Here is a 17,567-nt window from a genome sequence, read left to right as displayed (position 1 = left end):
CAGCGACCGGGTCGCGTGGCACGTGCCCGCTGAGAAGACCCCCAGGACCCCTCAGCGGAGAACGACCCGCCGCATTCGACGGCCGACTTCGAAACCACTGGTATCAGGTCTCCTTCGCACTGCCGACGGATGGGCGGAACGTCGTGGAGCAGCTTGACAGGGGAAGTCGATAGGCTGGAGTGCCCAGAGTTTCCACGGCCGACAAAAGACCTGATCACATGTACTCGTCGGGTTTTCCGGTCCGGATCCACAACGGATGGCAGGCCAGCGGATGAGCAGTTCCGGTCCGGCGATTGGACCGCGCGGGGTGTTCGCCGAGAGGTTCGCCCTGCTCTACGCGGAGGCGGGTGACCCGCCGCTGAAGAAGGTCACCGAGTCGGTCACGCGGGCCCGCCGCACCGACGAGAAGGACCGGCCCGTGCGCGCGACGGCACAACGGGTCAGCGATTGGCGCCGTGGTCGCAACGTGCCGGCCCGCTTCGCCGCGCTGTCCGTGGTCCTGGAGATCTTGATCGGTGAAGCCCGAAAAGTGCGGTCGACACCCGCGGTGCCGGACCTCTACGACATGGCCGCGTGGCGGGCGCTGTGGGAGGAGGCTCAGGCGAGCCCGGTCGGCGTCGCCGATTCCTCATACGACGATTCCCACATCGGGGAATCGGGTCTTTGCCCTTATCGCGGATTGGCCGCTTTCCGCCCCGAGGATTCCGGGTGGTTCTTCGGCCGGGAACGCAGCACGGCCGCGTTGATGAGTCGTTTGGGCAATGCCGCGGACACCAGTGGAATCGTGATGCTGGTCGGCGCTTCCGGTGCCGGTAAATCGTCGCTGATGCGGGCGGGGATGATTCCGTCGATCGCTCGCGGCGATCTCGGCGTCGACGGTTCCGCGGCTTGGCCGGTGGTGCTGATGACGCCGGGCGCCGACCCGCTCAAGGAATTGGCCCACCAGGTGCCGGAGTTGTCGGACGCGCTCGACCTCGCGCTCGACCACGACGGCCTGGACCACGACGTGGCCGCCGGGCTGGACTCGTTCATCAACCACACCCTGATGGGGATCGTCCGGTTCTCCGCCCAGATCCGGGCGGCGTTCGCGGCCTACGCGCGCGACCACGGCGCCGAGCGCCTCGTCTTGGTCGTGGACCAGTTCGAGGAGGCGTTCACGCTCGGCGGCGACGAGACCAGGCTCCAGTTGTTCGTGCAGGCGCTGCACGCCGCGTGCACCCCGACGGTCCCCGGTGGCACGCCGCCGGTGCTGGTCGTGCTCGGCGTCCGCGCCGACTTCTACGGCCGCTGCCTCGCCTACCCGGAGCTGGCCGACGCGTTGCAGAACCGGCAGATGGTGCTCGGCCCGATGACGTCAGCCGAGCTGCGCGAAGCGGTGTCGCGGCCCGCGAAGGCGGCCGGGCTGCAACTGGAGCCGGGCCTGGTCGAGCTGATGCTGCGCGACCTCGGGGTGCGCGGCGGACGGCCGCAGGGCGGGCAGGGCGCGTACGACGCGGGCGCGCTGCCGCTGCTGTCGCACGCGCTGCTCGCCACGTGGCAGCGCAGGCAGGGCGGGAAGCTCACGATCAGCGGCTACCGCGCCGCGGGCGGCATCCAGGGCGCCGTCGCGGCCACCGCCGAACGCGCGTGGGCCGACCTCGCCCCCGCGGCGCAGCGGGCCGCGCGCCCGTTGCTGCTGCGGCTGGTCCGGGTCGGCGACGACACCCAGGACACCCGCAGGCGCTCGACCCGGCACGAACTGGTGGAGCAGGCCGCCAACCGGTCCGCTGCCGAGGAGGCGCTGGAGGTGCTGGCCAGGGCCCGGCTCGTCACGCTGGACGCCGGGTCGGTCGAGATCACCCACGAGGCCCTGCTCCAGGCGTGGCCGCGGCTGCGGGTGTGGGTCGACCAGGACCGCGAGGGCGCGCTGCTGCGGCAACGCCTCGAAGAGGACGCGGGCACGTGGGCAACGGAGGACAAGGACTCCTCGCTGCTCTACCGCGGCGCTCGGCTGGAGACCGCGCGGCACTGGGCCGACGGGGCCGGGCCCGGTTCGCTCACCGCGACCGCGAGCGCCTTCCTCGCCGTGTCGGGCCAGCAGCGCAAGCGGTCCACGTGGTTGCGCCGCGCCGCCGTGTCCGTGGTCGTGGTGCTCGCCCTGATCGCGGTCACGGCCGCCGTGGTCGCCGTGCGGGAACGCGACGAGGCCGTGTTCCGCGGGATCGTCGCGGACGCGAACCGCTTGCAGGACACCGATCCGTCGCTGTCCGCGCAGCTCGACCTGGTCGCGCACCGGATGCGGCCGGACGACCTGGACGTCTACACGCGGCTCGTGTCGACCGAGACGTCACCGCTGGGCATCCCGCTCACCGGGCACACGGGCGCCGTGTACCTGACGACGTTCAGCCCGGACAGCCGGACGCTGGCGACCGCGAGCTACGACAACTCCGTGCGGCTGTGGGACGTCGCCGACCGCCGGAACCCCCGGCTGCTGGGCGCTCCGCTGCTCGGCCACAAGAGCTGGGTCAGCTCCGCCGTGTTCTCCCCCGACGGCAAGACCCTCGCCTCCGCGGGCGACGACGGGACCGTGCGGCTGTGGGACCTCTCGGACCTCGCCGACCCGAAACCGCTGGGCGCTCCGCTGGAGGGCGGCAACGGCACGATCTACCTGCTCGCGTTCTCCCCGGACGGCAAGACCCTGGCCACCGCGAACGAGGACATGACCTCCCGGCTCTGGGACGTGACCGACCGGGAGCACCCGAAGCCGCTCGGGGCGCCGCTCGGGAACCACACCGCCCGCGTCCGCTCGATCGCCTGGGACCCGACGGGCAGGCTGTTCGCGGCGGGCGGCGACGACGCGACGATCGTGCTGTGGAACGTCGCGGACCTCACCGCGCCCGCGATGATCGGCACCCTGACCGGTTACGACGCCACCGTCCACTCGGTCGCGTTCTCGCCGGACGGCAGGACGCTCGCCACCGGCAGCGACGACCGGACCGTGCGGCTGTGGAACGTCGCCGACCCGACCGACCCGAAACTGCTCGGCCGTCCGCTCACCGACCACAAGGGCAGCGTCTGGACCGTGGCGTTCAGCCCGGACGGGCGGCTGCTGGCCACCGGCGGCGCGGACAGCACCGCCCGGCTGTGGAACGTGACGGACCCGTCCCAGCCCCAGGCGCTCGGCGAACCGCTGACCGGCCGCAACGGCACGGTGTTCGCCGTCGGGTTCAGCCCGGACGGCCGCAGCCTCGCCACCGGCAGCGCGGACCAGACCGTGCGGCTGTGGTCGCTGCCGCCGTCGGTGCTGGTCGGGCAGAGCGGGCAGACCAGCGCGCCGACCTACAGCGCCGACGGGCGGCTGCTGATCACCGCGAGCGAGGACCGCACCATCCGGCTGTGGGACCTCTCCGACCGGTCGGCCCCGCGTCCGCTGGGGCCGCCCGTCGCCGCGCACGACGCGGCCGTGTGGCAGCTCGCCCTCAGCCCCGACGGGCGGCTGCTCGCCTCCGGCGGTGAGGACAGGACGGTGCGGCTGTGGGACGTCAGCGATCCGACCCGGCCGCGGGCGGTCGGGACGCCGCTGGCGTTGCAGACCCGGTACACGTCGCTCGTCGGGTTCAGCCCGGACGGGCGCACGCTGCTCACCGGCAACGACGACATCTCGTTGCAGCTCTGGGACATCACCGATCCCGAACGGCCGAGGAAGCTCGGCGACCCGATCACCGGGGCGGAGGGGTACGTCGCGTACGCCGAGTTCACCCCGGACGGTCGGACGCTGGTGACCGCCAGCGCCGACCGGGGCATCCGCCTCTACGACGTGCACGACCCGAACTCGGTGCGCCCGCTCGGCCAGGTCGTGCCCGCCCACACCGCGCCGATCCGCGACGGCGCCATGACCACCGACGGCCGCACGCTCGCCACGACCAGCGACGACAAGACCATCCGGCTGTGGGACATCAGCGACCGCAGCCGGGTCCGGCAGCTCGGCGCGCCGCTCACCGGGCACGTCGAGTCGTCGGTGGCGGTCGCGTTCAGCCCGGACGGGACCAGGCTGGCGAGCACCAGCGACGACAAGACGATCCGGCTGTGGGACGTGCGCGACCCGGCCCGCGCGACGCCGATCGGCCAGTCGCTCACCGGGCACGACGCCGTCGTCAGCGACATCGTGTTCAGCCCCGACGCGCGCAGCCTGGCGTCGACCAGCGGCGACGCCACGGTCCGGCTGTGGGACCTCGACGAGAACCAGGCGATCACCCGGATCTGCACCAACACCAGGGGCGTGCTCACCGAGGAGCTGTGGCGGCAGTACCTGCCGCAGTTGGACTACGACCCGCCCTGCCCGTAGCGCGGGCTACGCCCCGCTCAACCCGGAACGCAGCTCCCGCAACGAGTCCAGCAGCAACCACCGCTCGAACCGCCGCGGCTCGTGGTGGCCGTGCCGGTAGTCGGCCATCCGGTCGTGCGCGCCCTCGAACCACTCGTCCAGCACCGGCACCAGGTCCTCGGTGATCCGGCCGTCCGCCACGGCGTGCGAGACGAGGAACCGGAACTCGGTGGCCACGAGGTCCGGTTTGGGGCGCTGGGGGTTCGTCCAGTCGTCGGCGAGCACCGGCCGCAGGCACTGGGCGTGCGCGTTCCAGTGCAGCAGCAGCGCGAGGTCGGCGGTGAAGTCGGCGGGCAGCTCGGCGGGCCACAGCTCGCGCACCGCGGCGCGCTGCCCGGACCACGGCGTCGAGCCGACCCTGACGACCAGGTCCGGGTACAGCAGCCCGGCCAGCGGCAGGAAGAACCCGTTGAGCCAGAGCTGCGGGTAGATCGGCCGCCAGTGCAGGTCGGACACGGTCGCGTCGGCGACGCCGGAGAGGATCGGCTCGACCAGCAGCGCGACGAGCGGCCGGTCGCCGAAGTAGCTCAGGTCGCCGTCGACCAGGCAGACGACGTCGCCGGTGCTCGCCGCGACGCCTGCGGTGATGGCGTTCCCCTTGCCCACGGGCGCTTCCACCACGCGGGCCCCCGCCGCGGCGGCGACCTCCGCGGTGTCGTCGTGGCAGCCGCTGGCGCTGACCACGACCTCGCCCTCGACCCCGAGGTCCGCGAGCCCCTTGCGGGCGTCCGCGACGACGGAGGCGACGGTGGCGCGCTCGTCGTGCGCGGGCACCACGACGCTGACCGTCGCGTTGCGCCGGTCGAGGGTGCGCTCGGCGACGAGGTCGATGCCCAGGACCGGGTCGACGACCCGACGCGTCACGCGCCCGCCGCCAGCGCCCGCAGCGCCGCGAGCCGCTGGCGCACGGCGGTCATCGACTCCGGGTGCAGCGCGGGCCACGAAGCCTGCCGGGTGATCTGGTCCGCGTGCCTGCGGTACAGGTACGTCACCTCGGGCAGCAGGTAACCCGGCGTCAGCTCGTTGAGCGCCACCACCAGTGACAGGTCTTCGCCGCGCGGCAGCGCGACCCAGCCGCCGAGCGCGCGGACGGCGTCCGTGCGGACGGTGAGGCCGACGCACAGCACCGGCGTGTGGCCGTGGTCGAGCACGAACGTGCCGACGACGCCGCGGTCCACGACGCCCGGCGTCAGCGACGGCGGGTACGGCAGGCGCAGGTCGCCCTGGAACAGGTCGTCGGCCTGCGTGGCCACCCAGGCCACCTCCGGGTGGTCGGCCAGGACGGTGATGGCCGAAGCCAACGCGGTCGGCAGCAGCCGGTCGTCGTCGTCCAGCACGTGGACCAGTTCGCCGCCCGCGCGGACCAGCGCGACGTTGCGGGTGGTGCCGATGCCGAGCTTCTCACCGTTGGCCGAGTAGCGGGCGAACGGGAACGGCGCGAGCACGTCGGCGAGCGCGGGTTCGGGCCCGTCCTCCTGGACGACCCACTCGAACTCCCAGCCCTCGGGCAGTTCCTGGGCGGCCAGGCTCTCGCCCGCCTCCACCAGGAACCCGGCCCGTCCGGCTTGGGCGGTGGTGAGCACGGACAACAGGGGCATGAGCTTCCTCCGGCTGGACGGCACACGGCTCTTCCAACCTAGCGCGAGTGGCCCCTCACCCACAGTGAGGTGATCTTGGGCCGAACGGGTGCCGAAGCCACTTCAGTCCGAATAGCGGTCGGGCTCAAGCCGTCTGCGTAGGGTCCGGATCATGCGTCTTCTTGCCAGGGTCGGCAGCCCGCACACCGTGGCGGCGGTCGTCACCGCCATCACCGCGCTCTACCTGCTCCTCGTCGTGTTCGGCAACATCACCGACTACGGGACGAACCGCGCGTTCGTGGAGCACGTCTTCGCGATGGACACCACGTTCCAGTCGCCGGACACGACGTGGCGCGCGATCACCTCGCCCGCGCTCGTCACGATCGCGTACGTCCTGATCATCGCGTGGGAGGCGGTGACCGCGCTGGTGCTCGCCGCCGGTGTCGCCGCGTGGATCGGGGTGATCTTCCGGGGTCGGGACGCGACCACCGCGAGGCAGTGGTCGTCCGCCGGTCTGGTGATGCAGTTGCTGCTGTTCGGCGGCGGGTTCATCGCCATCGGCGGCGAGTGGTTCGTGATGTGGCAGTCGAAGTCCTGGAACGGCCTGCAAGCCGCGTTGCAGAACTTCATCATCGCCGGGATCAGCCTGGTCCTGGTGTACGCGACCAGTCGCGAGAAGGCCTGACCCACCTCCCCCTCGCCTTCGCGGGCGAGGGGCTCACAGGTCGATCAGCGCCGACGGGCCCCCGAGGTGTGAGCCCGTCGCGGCGTCCGCGCCCGAGGTGCGCCACCAGTCCGCCAGCTCCGGCGTGTCCACCCCGTCGACGAGCACCGTCGCCCCCGCGAGGTGGGCGACCGCGACCAGGTCGGCCAGCACCCTGGTCGTGATCGGGTTCCGCTCCGCGCACACGGCCCACCTCGGGATCCGGACCTCGCGCACCGGCAGCGCCTCCAGGCAGGCGAACTCGCCCGCGGCACCGGTGAAGCGGCCCATGGCCGTCCGCACCCCCGCGTCGGCCAGCACCACCACGTTGTCCACGGCGTCCTCGTGGTCCGCGACCAGCAGCGCCGCCGGGACCCCCAGCCGCAGCGCGCCCGCGGGCAGCCCGGTGTCCTCCAGCACCCGCAGCACGTCGCCGACCAGGTCCGGGTCGGTCGCCTGGCCCACCGAGAGCCCCACCGACAGCGGCAGGTCCTCGCCGGTGCGCTGGCGCCACCACCGGAGCTGCTCGGCGGCGCCGCGCAGCAGCCACGTGCCGAGCGGCAGCATCAACCCGGTCTCCTCGGCCAGTTCCACGCACCGGTCGTGCCCGATCTCGCCGTGCTCGGGGTGCGTCCAGCGGAGCAGGGCGGTGAGACCGGTGGTCGTGCCGTCGGCGAGCGAGCGCTCCGGCTGGAAGACGACGTCGATCTCGCCGGACTCCCACGCGCCGGGCATCACGGCGGCCAGCGCGAGCCGCGCCCGGTCCGCCGCGTCGCGCGAGGCGTCGTACAGCCCCCACTGCCTGCGCCCGCTCTTCTTGGCCCGGCGCAACGCCATGTGCGAGGCGCGCAGCAGCTCGGCCGGGTCGAACCCCGGCGACGGCCGGTCGACCACGCCGACGCACGCGGACACGGCGATGCCCTGCCCGTCCACGTACACGGGTTCGGCCAGTTCGTCGTTGATCCGGCCGATCGTGGTGACCACGTTCGGCGTGCCCTCGCCGTTCTCCACCAGCACCGCGAACTCGTCACCGTCCAGCCGCGCCACCATCGCCTTCTCCGCGGCGAACACCGCGCGCAGCCGGTTCGCGACCGACTTGAGCAGGTGGTCGCCGACCCGGCGGCCGAGACCGTCCGTCACGACCGAGAACACGTCCAGGTCCAGGTGGTACAGCGTCACCCCCAAGGCCGGGTTCGCCAGCGGCAGCGTGGTTTCCAGCCGCGTCGTGAAGAACTGCCGGTTCGGCAGACCGGTGAGCGCGTCGTGCAGCGCCTGGTGGGTGAGCCTGCTGCCGAGCAGCGCCAACTCGCTGACGTCCTCGACGACCACGACGAACCGCCCCGGCTCGCCCTCCGCGTCCCGCAGCAGCGCCACGGCGAGCGTGCCGCGCACCACCTCACCGTCCGCACGAACGAACCTGGGCCGCAACGGCACCCGCCGACGCACCCCGTCGAGCAGGTCGCGGAACGCGGCGAGCAACTCCTCCACGTCCTCCTCGTGCACGAGCGACGAGAGGTCGACCCCCTCCAACGCACCGGCCTCACGATCGAGGATTCCCGCCAACGCCGCGTTGGCCCGCACCACAGAGCCGTCCAACTCCGTCACGGCGATACCGCTGGCGGACGACGTGAACACCTCGTCCGCCAACGCCTCACTCACGTTGAGATTCCACTGCGCGGCTTTCGCCGCCTGAAGCAACGCCTGGCTCACGCTCTCCTGCTGGTCGAGCACGAACACCCGAACGGCCTCGACATACCCGGCGGCAACCGCCCCCAACACCGCCATCACCCGCTTGGCGTGCCCGTCAACCCCTTGCAACTCGGGCGACGCCAACAACGCACCGCCCAACAACGGCAACGACTTCCCCAAACTGGCGGCGCCGGTGCAACGCAGGTCGACCAGCCGCGCACCGACGACCAACGCCTGCTCCGGCGCGAACGGCTCGGAGAGCACCGCGTCGTGCAACCGGTGCACCAACTGGCGAAGGTCGTGCACCAATTCCTCAGCAGGCAGCGGAACGTACGCCGTGGCCCTCACGGCGACCGCCCATTTCCGCGCAAGCTTCCGCCGCTCCCGACGCCCAACGCCAGGAGCGATCCGCTCACCACCGGGGAGGGCCGCGCTCATGCCACCTCGTCCCTGGACACCGGTTCCACGCAAGGACACGTCTCACCAGGCCCAAGCCGACGCGGAACATTACCCGCGAGACCCACCCACAACCTACGAATGTCGCCCGTGCGAGTGGATTTCACCTACTCGGCGGTCACCTTCCGGCCCAGAACGCCAGCCGGTGCTCGTCTGAGTAGTCCACGCCCCGGACCGCGCCGGGCGCGAGCGAGTTCACGAACTCGCCGTCCCCGAACGGCCGCCACTCCGGCAGCCCCTCGCCGTTGGGGTCGCCGGTGCGGGCGAACCGCGTCCAGTAGTCGATCATCGTGTCGGACAGCGCCCGCTGCCCGGCCGTCAGCCGGGCGTCGAACTCGGCCGTCGGGAACAGGTAGCCGATGTCCGAGCTGTGCGACGCGCCCATGGGCAGCGAGGGCACCTCCACCTCGGACGGTGCGCCGCGATCGGCGAACTCGAAGGCGTAGACCGGGTTGTGCGCGGCCAGCAGCCGGTGCTGCCCCATCGTGGCCCTCGCCCACACGCGGTCGGTGAGCAGCGCCGCCCACGCCGCGCTCGCCGACGGGTGGTCCGACAGCGGGTACTCGGCCTCGACGGCGGGCGCGTCCGCCCCGAACGCCGTCGCCAGCAGCTCCGGGTACTGCTCGGTGGTCACGGGCCGACCGGCCAGCTCGCGGAACAACCCGACGAAGCTGCGGTGCTCGTCACGGGTGGCGCCCGCGAGGACCGGCACGCGGGCGAACTCCCCCGCGGCCAGCGCGTCACCGGGGAGCTTCGGCAGCACCTCACCGCCGTACCCGAACGCCTGGAAGATGTTCATCACCAGCGGGTGGTCCAGCACCTGCTCCACCGGCAGCCGCCGCAGCGCGTCGACGTCCGCCGCACCCAACTCCCCCGCGACCGCCGCGCCGAGCCCCTCCACCTCCGACACCGACCGCCAGGCCAACGACGGCAGCGCCCCGAGGTCCGGGAACCACGCTCCCGCGGGCACGTCCGCGAGCGCGAACGCGCTGTGCAGCGCCACCCGGTGGAACAGCCCCCTCGACCGCTCCGACACCAGGTGCGCGACCGCGGACGTCGCCCCGTAGGAGACGCCGAACAGCGTCACGTTGCCGGGATCACCGCCGAACGCCGCGGCGTTCCGCCCCACCCACTCCAACGCCGCCCGCTGGTCCATCAGCCCGAACGTCCCGGAGCCCGCGAGACCGGGCATCCCGAACCCGCCGAAGACACCCATGCGGTAGTTGACCGTCACCACCACGACGTCACCGCGCGAAGCCAACCGCGCCGCGTCGAAGAAGTGGCCCGCACCGATCGCCCCGTCACCGTGGATCCACACCATCACCGGTTTCCCACCACCGGACCGGGGCGCGGTCACGTTGAGGAACAGGCACTCCTCGTTCGTGCTGCGGGTGTCCGAATAGGACGACCCGACCTGAGGGCACGGACTTCCCGGCCGGGTCGCGTCCCTGGTCCCCTCCCAGCGCTCCGCCCGCCGGGGCTCCGCCCACCGCAGCTCCCCGCGAGGGGGCGCCGCGTACGGGATCCCCTGGAACACCCGGAGATCCCCCTGCCGAGACCCCCGCACCTCACCGGTCTCGACCCGGACCACGTCGTCCTCCACAACAGCCTCCCCGCAGCCGACCAGCAGAACAGCCACCAGTGCCACCATCCCCCGACGCACGATTCAGCCCTCCTTCGTCGCCCTCTCCACCACCTCGACCAGCTCGGCCCCGCACACCTCCAGGTCGACCACGGCCGCCCTCACGACGATCCCGTTGCGCAGCGCCATGATGAACAGCGCCATCACGTCCACGTCGAACTCGCGGAACTCCCCGAGCCGCTGCCCTTCCCGGAGCAGGGCGGCCAGGGCCACGTGGTCCGAGTCCGCACCGTCCCCAACGGTCACGTGCTCCCGCAACCGCACCAGCGCCGGCAGGTGATCCGGGTGGAGCCGCATGAACTCCACGTTCGCCAGCAGGAACGCCCGCAACTCCCCGGCCGCGGACCCGCCCAGGTTCATCCGCTCCAGCACAAACCGCCCGAAGACCGCTAGGACCTCCCTGAACACCTCGTCGACCAGCTCCTGCTTGCCCGCGAAGTGGTAGGAGATCAACCCCGTGCTGCTCAACCCGGCCCGCTCCGCGATCCGCTTGAACGAGGTGCTCGCGTAGTCCAGCTCGGCCACGGTCCGAATGGCGGCACCGACGATCTGCGCCCGCCGCGCCTGCTCCGTCACCGTCAGCTCACCTGAGCTGGACTTTGCTCGCATGAGCAAAACCTAGCACGCCCGAGCAATCTTGGCCTTCACCCGACGGAGTTGCCCCGTCCGGGACGACTATGGGTTGTGAGCGAACCGCGGGCGCACCCCGATCCGGCGTTCGCGCTGCTGGAGCTCTACGAGGCAGCGCTACCGCAGGTCTACGGGTACCTGCTGCCCAGGTGCGGCGACCGCGCACAGGCGGAGGAACTGACCTCCGAGACCTTCCTGGCCGCGGTGCAGGCCGCCCGCAACGGCGGCCAGGTCAGCACGCCGTGGCTGATCGGCATAGCCAGGCACAAGCTCATCGACCACTGGCGCCGCCGAGAACGAGAACGACGAGGCTTGCGACTACTCCACGAAGACCCCCTCACCGACCCCTGGGACACCGAGGTGGACGCCTTGCACGCCCACGCGGTACTGGCCCAACTGTCCGCCCACCACAGGAGCGCCCTCACCCTGCGCTACCTGGACGGCCTGCCCGTCGCCGAGGTCGCCACCCACCTAGGCAGAACCGTCCACGCCGCAGAAGCCCTGCTCACCAGGGCCAGAACCGCATTCAGACGCGCACACAACGGGGGTCGACAATGACCGACCCGTTCAACGCCCTACACCTGCCGAACACCCCGACAACCCCGGACCCGACCTTCGCCGCAACCTTGCGCGCGCGCCTGGAGCAGGCCGTACTAGGAGTGGAGCCAACAACGATGACCACACCCCCCACACAGTCCACGCTCACGCCCTACCTGGCAGTGACAGACGCCCGCGCCGCCATCACCTTCTACGTAGAAGCGCTGGGAGCCGTACAACACGGCGACCCGATCATCATGGAAGACGGAAAAATAGGCCACGCCGAACTAACCTTCGGAAACACAACCATCATGCTGGCGGAAGAATTCCCAGAAATCGGCCACAAAGCCCCCACCACCAGCCACCCGTCATACCGCCTGGAAGTACCCGACGTAGACACAGCGATAACCCGAGCAACAGCACAAGGAGCAAAAATACTACGCCCAGTGGCCGACACAGGCCACGGACGCGGCGGCACAATCCTGGACCCCTTCGGCCACCGCTGGATACTAGCCGAGACCACACCCCCAAAAAACCCAACCCCAACCCACGGCGAACTCGGCTACCACACCTTCCAAGTGCCAGACGCAGAAGCCGCAAAAACCTTCTACGGAGCCGTACTGGGCTGGCACTTCACCCCAGGCAGGGTAGAAAACGGCTGGCAAATCGAAGGCGCAGGCCACATGGCAGGCCTATGGGGCGGCCAGGGCCCAACCGGCTGGAAACTGATGTACGCAGTACAAAACCTGGAAACCACACTAGAAACAGTAAGGACCCACGGAGGAACCACCGGAAACCCAGAAAACCAACCATACGGCCAATCAGCAGAATGCACAGACAACCAGGGAATAGAATTCTGGCTCTGGCAACCATAATCCCCACCCACAAACCGGCAGCCAATCCCCCAACCACCCACAAACCGCACGCCGCCCACCCAACCGTGGCCGATTTTACTTGGGGGATTTGCCCCTTAAACTTGCGTCGGACGGCAGCTTCACCCTCTGCCCTTTATTGTCCGACGAAGGGGCAAATCTAGGGGCCCCAAGTCAAATCGGCCACCCCACCAACAAAACCCGGCACCCACCCAAACCCGGCCCCCAAACCGGACCCCCAACCGGACCCAACCCAACCAACCCCTACCCCACCATCTCCCTCAACTGAGCCAACAACTCCCCCCGACTACTACACCCCAACCTCTGCCGAATCCGAGCCATATGGTGCTCCACAGTCTTCGCCGAAATAAACAACCGATCCCCCACCTGCTTATAAGTCATCCCCCCCACAACCAACTCCGCCACCTCCCTCTCCCGATCACTCAACTGCCCGACCTCAGCCACCTGAACAGCCTCAGCCTTCTTCCCCCCAACAGGCCGCCCCTGCAACAACCGAGCACAATCCAGCAGCCGAACCATCGCCTGCCGATCCGTGGTCCGGATGGCGGCCTGCCCGGCCAACCGGGCCCCGTCCCACCACTGCCCCGCGGCGTGCAACCCCCGAGCCGCCTCTTCCACCCGGTCCGGCTCCACCTTCCCGGCCAGCACGTCCAACCAGCTCTCCGCCGCGTCCGACACGATCGCGTTGTACCGCGTGCGCCCCCGGTGCACGGCCAACGCCGCCGCGTGCTCCTCGGCCACGCCCGTCTGCTCCGCGATGATCGCCGCGTGCAACCCGCCCCAGTGCAGCGGCACGGCCCACAACGGCGGATCCCCCAACTCCCGCAGCAGGACCCGAGCGGCGTCCAGGTGCGGCGCCAGCCGGTGCTCGTCCCTCAGCCGGGCGGCGGCAGCGGCGAACTCCCCCAACGGCAGGAACGTGAACAGGTCCACCGGGTGCCGGAGCACCGCCTCACAAGCCTGCTCCCACGTCCTCTTCACCGTCGCCAGGTCGGAGTTCCTCCGCGCCACGCCGATCTCCAGGGCCACCGCGAACAGCCAGTCCCGCGGCTCCAGCCTCTTCCCGGTCTTCTTCAACGCCACCAGGCATTCCTTGGCCTCGACCAGGTGCCCGCGGACCATCGCGATCCAGGCCCGCAGCACCACGTGCCGGACCGTCATCAACGTCCCGCCGACCCGTGCGACGGCGGCCCGCTCCAGCACCGACTCGGCCACCCCCGACTCACCGCAGTGCAGCGCCACCAGCGCGGCCAACGCGGCCGGGCTGTCCGGCAGCAGGGCCGCCTTCCCCACCGGTTCCAGCAGTCCGGAGGCCCGCACGAGCGTGGACAGCGCGGCCATCGGCTCGGCGGCCACGGACTCCCTCATGCCCTGCGCCATCAGCGCCGCGGCCCCGTCGAACGACGTGGGGGGCGCGGTGGGCAGCTCCAACTCCTCCGGCGCGTGGCCGGTCCCGATCCGCCCGACCACCGCGAACGCCCCGGCGGACGACGAGGCCGACCACCGGTACAGCTCCGTGCTGCGCGCCAACTGACCCCGGTGGGCCAGGGCCACCGCCGCGACCTCGGCCGCGGCCGCCCGGTGCGGCGACTCGGGTCCGGTGATCACCTGGTCCGCCAACCTCAGCGCCGCGTCCAGGTCCCCGGCCATCGCCGACGCCGCGGCCCACCGGGCGGCGATCTCCGGCCGCGGCGCACCCGACGCGCTGGCGGCCAGCAGCCGAGCGGCCAGCGCGGGATCGGCGCCCATCGCCTCCCCGGCCGCCGCCTCGAACGCGGCGGCGATGCCCGGACCTCCCACCCCGGTGCCGATCAGCGGCCGCACCAGGTCCAGCACCGGCCCGCCGGAGGCGAGCTGCAACTCCGCCAACCGCTGCCGCACGGCGATCCGCCGTTCGGCGCGGCTCAGCACCGCGACCGCCCGCCGGGCCAACGGCACCAGGGTCCCGTCCTGCCCGAGCAGCCCGGTGGCCCGCCCGGCCTCGATGACCTCACCGACCTCGTCGAAGTCCTTGCCCAGCAACGCGCCCAGCAGGTCCAGCCGCAACCCGGCCCCGGCTTCCGCCGCCAGCAGGAACTTCTGGAGGTCGCCGTCCAACCAGTCCAGTTCCGGCCGGAACGCGGCCACGGCGTCGGCGGGCACCTCGGCGGACGAGATCCCCGCCAGTCGCTCCACGAACCGGGGCACCCCGCCGGTCTGCTGGTGCACGAAGTCCACCACCGCCCGGCCGGCCGAAGCGGGCAGGAACTCCTTGACCTGCTCCTTCGAGAACACCGACGGCATCAGCGCCCGCCACCGCCCGGCCGACTCGGCCAGCACGCGCTGCCGGGGCCACGGCCGGTAGGCCACCACCAGCCGGGGCTCGTCGGCGTCCAGCACCTCCCGGAGCCGGGTCTCGTCCAGCAGGTGGGCGTCGTCCACCAGGCGCACGGACTCCCCGGCGTCCTGGTAGACCCGCTCCACCTCCCGCAGGATCGCCGACTTCCCGTACCCGCCGGGCGCGACCACCCCCAGCCGCATCGGCGCGCCAGGATCGGCGGTGATCTCGGCGAGGACCTGGCGGGTCGCTTCGTCGGGCAACAGGGCTGGGTGCGTGGTCGATCGGGGGCTCAACGGCCGTCCTCGTCGTCAGCAGGGTGGGCGCTCCGGCGCGATCCGGCGGGCTTGAGGCCCCGCACGACGCGTTTCACGGAACGTCGAGGCAGGTCGAGCGGGGTGATGTCCACCGGTGGTCGGGGTGGAGGAGCGGCGAACTCGTCGTCGGTCAGGCCCAGTTCGCCGACGGGGAACCGCAGCGACGGGTCGTCGAAGCGGCGCAGCACGGACGTCTCCCGCGGTTCGGGCTCGGCGTCCGGTCCCTCGACGACCCGGCGGGCGAGCAGGGCGGCTCCCTTGACCACGGACGTCTCCGGGGCCGCCTCGATGGCGATCCGGGCGCGCAGCGCGCCGGACACCACCTCGGCGACCAGCGGGATCCGGGCGCTGCCGCCGACGAGCAGCACCACGTCCGGTTCACCGTGCGCCACCGTCGTGCGGACCAGGGTGTCCACGGCGAGCTCCACCGCGGGGCGGATCAGGTCCTCGAAGCCGGGTCGGGTGAGGACGACCTCGCGAACGCCCTCGGCCAGGTGCACGGGAACGACGACCTCGGCCACGCCCGACAGCGCCCGCTTGGCGGCCTCGCCGTCGAACCGCAGCCGGGCGAACACCTGCGCGGTCCACGGGTCGGCGGGGTCCAGGTCCGCCAGCTCCCGCCCGAGTGCGGCCCGCACGTGCCCGAGGACCTCGTCGTCGAAGTCGACGCCCGCCGGGTGGTCGTGCCCCTCGCCCGTGCCCACCAGCTCCGGCGCCGAGTCCAGCGACCGCCGGACGACGGAGCAGGAGACGGCGTGGCTGCCGAGGCTGAACACCGCCTGCACGTCACCGTTCCCGCCCGCGGCGAAGTGGTTCTCCACCGCGGCGAGGGGTTCGGCGACCAGCGAGCAGCGGTCGAGGCCGACGTGCCGCAGCGCCTCCTGGAACAGCTCCTTGCGGTGCGCTCCCCACTCCGGCGGGTGGGTCACGGCGACGTGCGCGGCCGGTTCGCCCTCGCGGTCGGCGACCTGGCCGACGACCCACACGACCAGCAGCGCCGTCAGGTCCTCCGGGGTGACCCAGTCCTGACCGAGCAGCACCGGGACCTCGTCGCCGATCCGCCGCGCGAAGCCGGTGGCGGTGAGCCAGGGGTCACCCGCCTCACCGACGGCGTACTCGCCGTCCTCGGTGATCCGCACCGTCGACGCGACGCCGCCGCCGGGCCCGCCGAGGCCGACCAGCTCGACCTCCGGCCTGCCCACGCGGGCGAGGCGGCAGATCGCGGCAGCGGTGCGGGTGGTGCCCACATCGACCCCAAGGACATAGGGCAACTCCGGGACTCCTCACTCACCTGTTCGTACCAGTCCTCTGTACGTACACCGGTGCTCATTGGCTCACAAGCGCGTCCCCTAATCCCCTAGGGGGTGAACGAAAATCACCCCATCGTGGATACGGCATCTACTGGGAGTCATCCCCGATGGCGGGGCGTCCCCCAGCTCGTAGGTTTTTCCCCAGTGCCGGGACCCGCAGTACACCCGGCTCCCCGACACCCCGCATGACCCTTGGAGAACACCAGTGAGCTCGAACACGCTGCACGAATTCGTCCTCGGTCTGCTCAGCGACCCGACCGCGCTGGCCGACTTCCAGAACGACGCCGAGGGTGTTCTCGGCGCGGCCGGACTGGGCGACATCAGTGCACTCGACGTCCAGGAGGTTCTGCCCCTGGTCCTCGACTACGTGCCCGCCGGGAGCCTGCCCGCCCTCGACGGTTCCGTGCTCGACGACCTGCCCCTCGACATCGACGTGGACGGCCCCGCCGCCGCTATCAGCCAGCTCCACGCCGTCACCCAGCTCGTGGGTGTCAGCACCACGGACGTCAACCTCGCCGCCACGGGTGCCATCGCGGCGGACGAGAACGGCCTGGAGGCCTTCACCGGCCTCTCGGCGTGGGGCTTGGCGGACGCGTCCGGCGCGGCCGACATCACTCTTCCCGGTGACTTCTCCGCGGTGAACGACGTGACCGGCTCCCTGGACGGGACGTTGGACACCGCGCACGGCCAGGTCGACGACCTCGCCGACTCGGCGACGGGCGCACTCCACGGCGCCACCGCCACCGCGGGTGGGGTCACCGGCTCGCTGCTGCCGGGCACGGAAGGCCTGACCAGCTCCGTGTTCGGTTCGGTCGACACGCTCCACGGTGTCGTCGACGGCGTGACCGGTGGCCTCACCGAGGGCGTCAACCTGGGCAACACGCTCGACCTGGGCGGTCTCGACGACGTCGCCTTCACGGCTTCCGCGCCGCTCGGCGCGGACACCCTGGGCTCCGTCGGCGGCGACCTGGCGTCGGCCACCGGGCTCGGCGGCGTGGTGAGCAACGTCACGGACACCGTCCACGACGCGCACCTGCCCGGCGGCGACCTCCTGGGTGTCACCGACCTGCTGTTCTGATCTCTTTTCGATCTCGTCGCTCTACCGAGGGTCGGTTCCGTCGTGAGACGGAACC

General features: G+C 71.5%; 12 protein-coding genes. 5 read left to right on the top strand and 7 right to left on the bottom strand.

Annotated features, from left to right (window positions below; translation table 11 throughout):
• The first annotated feature begins 256 nt into the window (after nucleotides 1-256).
• Nucleotides 257-4,324, top strand: a complete 4,068-nt coding sequence (locus NZH93_RS19375; protein WP_259624515.1) for an NACHT and WD repeat domain-containing protein — start codon at nucleotides 257-259, stop codon at nucleotides 4,322-4,324.
• A gap of 6 nt (nucleotides 4,325-4,330) precedes the next feature.
• Here the strand turns inward: NZH93_RS19375 and NZH93_RS19370 are convergent, their stop codons facing one another.
• Complete coding sequence (locus tag NZH93_RS19370) at nucleotides 4,331-5,227, bottom strand: glycosyltransferase (RefSeq protein ID WP_259624514.1); 897 nt, start codon at nucleotides 5,225-5,227, stop codon at nucleotides 4,331-4,333.
• Nucleotides 5,224-5,961, bottom strand: coding sequence for a glycosyltransferase family 2 protein (locus tag NZH93_RS19365; RefSeq protein ID WP_259624513.1), 738 nt, complete (start codon nucleotides 5,959-5,961; stop codon nucleotides 5,224-5,226). The genes NZH93_RS19370 and NZH93_RS19365 overlap by 4 nt, the downstream gene beginning before the upstream one ends.
• A 151-nt stretch (nucleotides 5,962-6,112) precedes the next feature.
• On the opposite strand from NZH93_RS19365, the gene NZH93_RS19360 reads away from it, so the two are divergent.
• Nucleotides 6,113-6,625, top strand: a complete 513-nt coding sequence (locus tag NZH93_RS19360; RefSeq protein WP_259624512.1) for a DUF2165 domain-containing protein — start codon at nucleotides 6,113-6,115, stop codon at nucleotides 6,623-6,625.
• A gap of 33 nt (nucleotides 6,626-6,658) precedes the next feature.
• Here the strand turns inward: NZH93_RS19360 and NZH93_RS19355 are convergent, their stop codons facing one another.
• From NZH93_RS19355 to NZH93_RS49875, 3 genes are all read right to left on the bottom strand, one after another.
• On the bottom strand, nucleotides 6,659-8,638 hold the full coding sequence (locus NZH93_RS19355; RefSeq protein WP_259624511.1) for a putative bifunctional diguanylate cyclase/phosphodiesterase: 1,980 nt from the start codon (nucleotides 8,636-8,638) through the stop codon (nucleotides 6,659-6,661).
• Nucleotides 8,639-8,906: 268 nt separating this feature from the next.
• Nucleotides 8,907-10,427, bottom strand: a complete 1,521-nt coding sequence (locus NZH93_RS19350; RefSeq protein ID WP_259624510.1) for a carboxylesterase/lipase family protein — start codon at nucleotides 10,425-10,427, stop codon at nucleotides 8,907-8,909.
• 27 nt (nucleotides 10,428-10,454) lie between these two features.
• A complete protein-coding gene (locus NZH93_RS49875) occupies nucleotides 10,455-11,039 on the bottom strand; it encodes a TetR/AcrR family transcriptional regulator (RefSeq protein WP_276023684.1) in 585 nt (194 codons plus the stop codon).
• A gap of 75 nt (nucleotides 11,040-11,114) precedes the next feature.
• Between NZH93_RS49875 and NZH93_RS19340 the strand changes: the two genes are divergently transcribed.
• Both NZH93_RS19340 and NZH93_RS19335 read left to right on the top strand, forming a co-directional pair.
• Nucleotides 11,115-11,618, top strand: a complete 504-nt coding sequence (locus NZH93_RS19340; RefSeq protein ID WP_259624509.1) for an RNA polymerase sigma factor — start codon at nucleotides 11,115-11,117, stop codon at nucleotides 11,616-11,618.
• Nucleotides 11,615-12,472, top strand: a complete 858-nt coding sequence (locus tag NZH93_RS19335) for a VOC family protein (protein WP_259624508.1) — start codon at nucleotides 11,615-11,617, stop codon at nucleotides 12,470-12,472. Before NZH93_RS19340 ends, NZH93_RS19335 begins: the two co-directional genes overlap by 4 nt.
• A gap of 261 nt (nucleotides 12,473-12,733) precedes the next feature.
• Here NZH93_RS19335 and NZH93_RS19330 read toward each other — a convergent pair whose 3' ends face one another.
• A complete protein-coding gene (locus NZH93_RS19330; RefSeq protein WP_308214215.1) occupies nucleotides 12,734-15,070 on the bottom strand; it encodes a helix-turn-helix transcriptional regulator in 2,337 nt (778 codons plus the stop codon).
• 29 nt (nucleotides 15,071-15,099) lie between these two features.
• A complete protein-coding gene (locus NZH93_RS19325; protein ID WP_259624507.1) occupies nucleotides 15,100-16,395 on the bottom strand; it encodes an Hsp70 family protein in 1,296 nt (431 codons plus the stop codon).
• Between the two features lie 244 nt (nucleotides 16,396-16,639).
• On the opposite strand from NZH93_RS19325, the gene NZH93_RS19320 reads away from it, so the two are divergent.
• Complete coding sequence (locus NZH93_RS19320; protein WP_259624506.1) at nucleotides 16,640-17,512, top strand: IniB N-terminal domain-containing protein; 873 nt, start codon at nucleotides 16,640-16,642, stop codon at nucleotides 17,510-17,512.
• Nucleotides 17,513-17,567 lie beyond the last annotated feature (55 nt).

The organism is Umezawaea endophytica (assembly GCF_025061645.1).
Lineage (GTDB): Bacteria > Actinomycetota > Actinomycetes > Mycobacteriales > Pseudonocardiaceae > Umezawaea > Umezawaea endophytica.
Note: the sequence above shows the minus strand (reverse complement) of the source record. Positions and strands in the feature narration are given on the sequence as shown.

Coding starts and splice junctions, on each gene's coding strand:
- NZH93_RS19375 (WP_259624515.1), top strand. CDS start 257: ATGGCAGGCCAGCGGATGAGCAGTTCCGGTCCGGCGATTGGACCGCGC.
- NZH93_RS19365 (WP_259624513.1), bottom strand. CDS start 5,961: ATGCCCCTGTTGTCCGTGCTCACCACCGCCCAAGCCGGACGGGCCGGG.
- NZH93_RS19360 (WP_259624512.1), top strand. CDS start 6,113: ATGCGTCTTCTTGCCAGGGTCGGCAGCCCGCACACCGTGGCGGCGGTC.
- NZH93_RS49875 (WP_276023684.1), bottom strand. CDS start 11,039: ATGCGAGCAAAGTCCAGCTCAGGTGAGCTGACGGTGACGGAGCAGGCG.
- NZH93_RS19335 (WP_259624508.1), top strand. CDS start 11,615: ATGACCGACCCGTTCAACGCCCTACACCTGCCGAACACCCCGACAACC.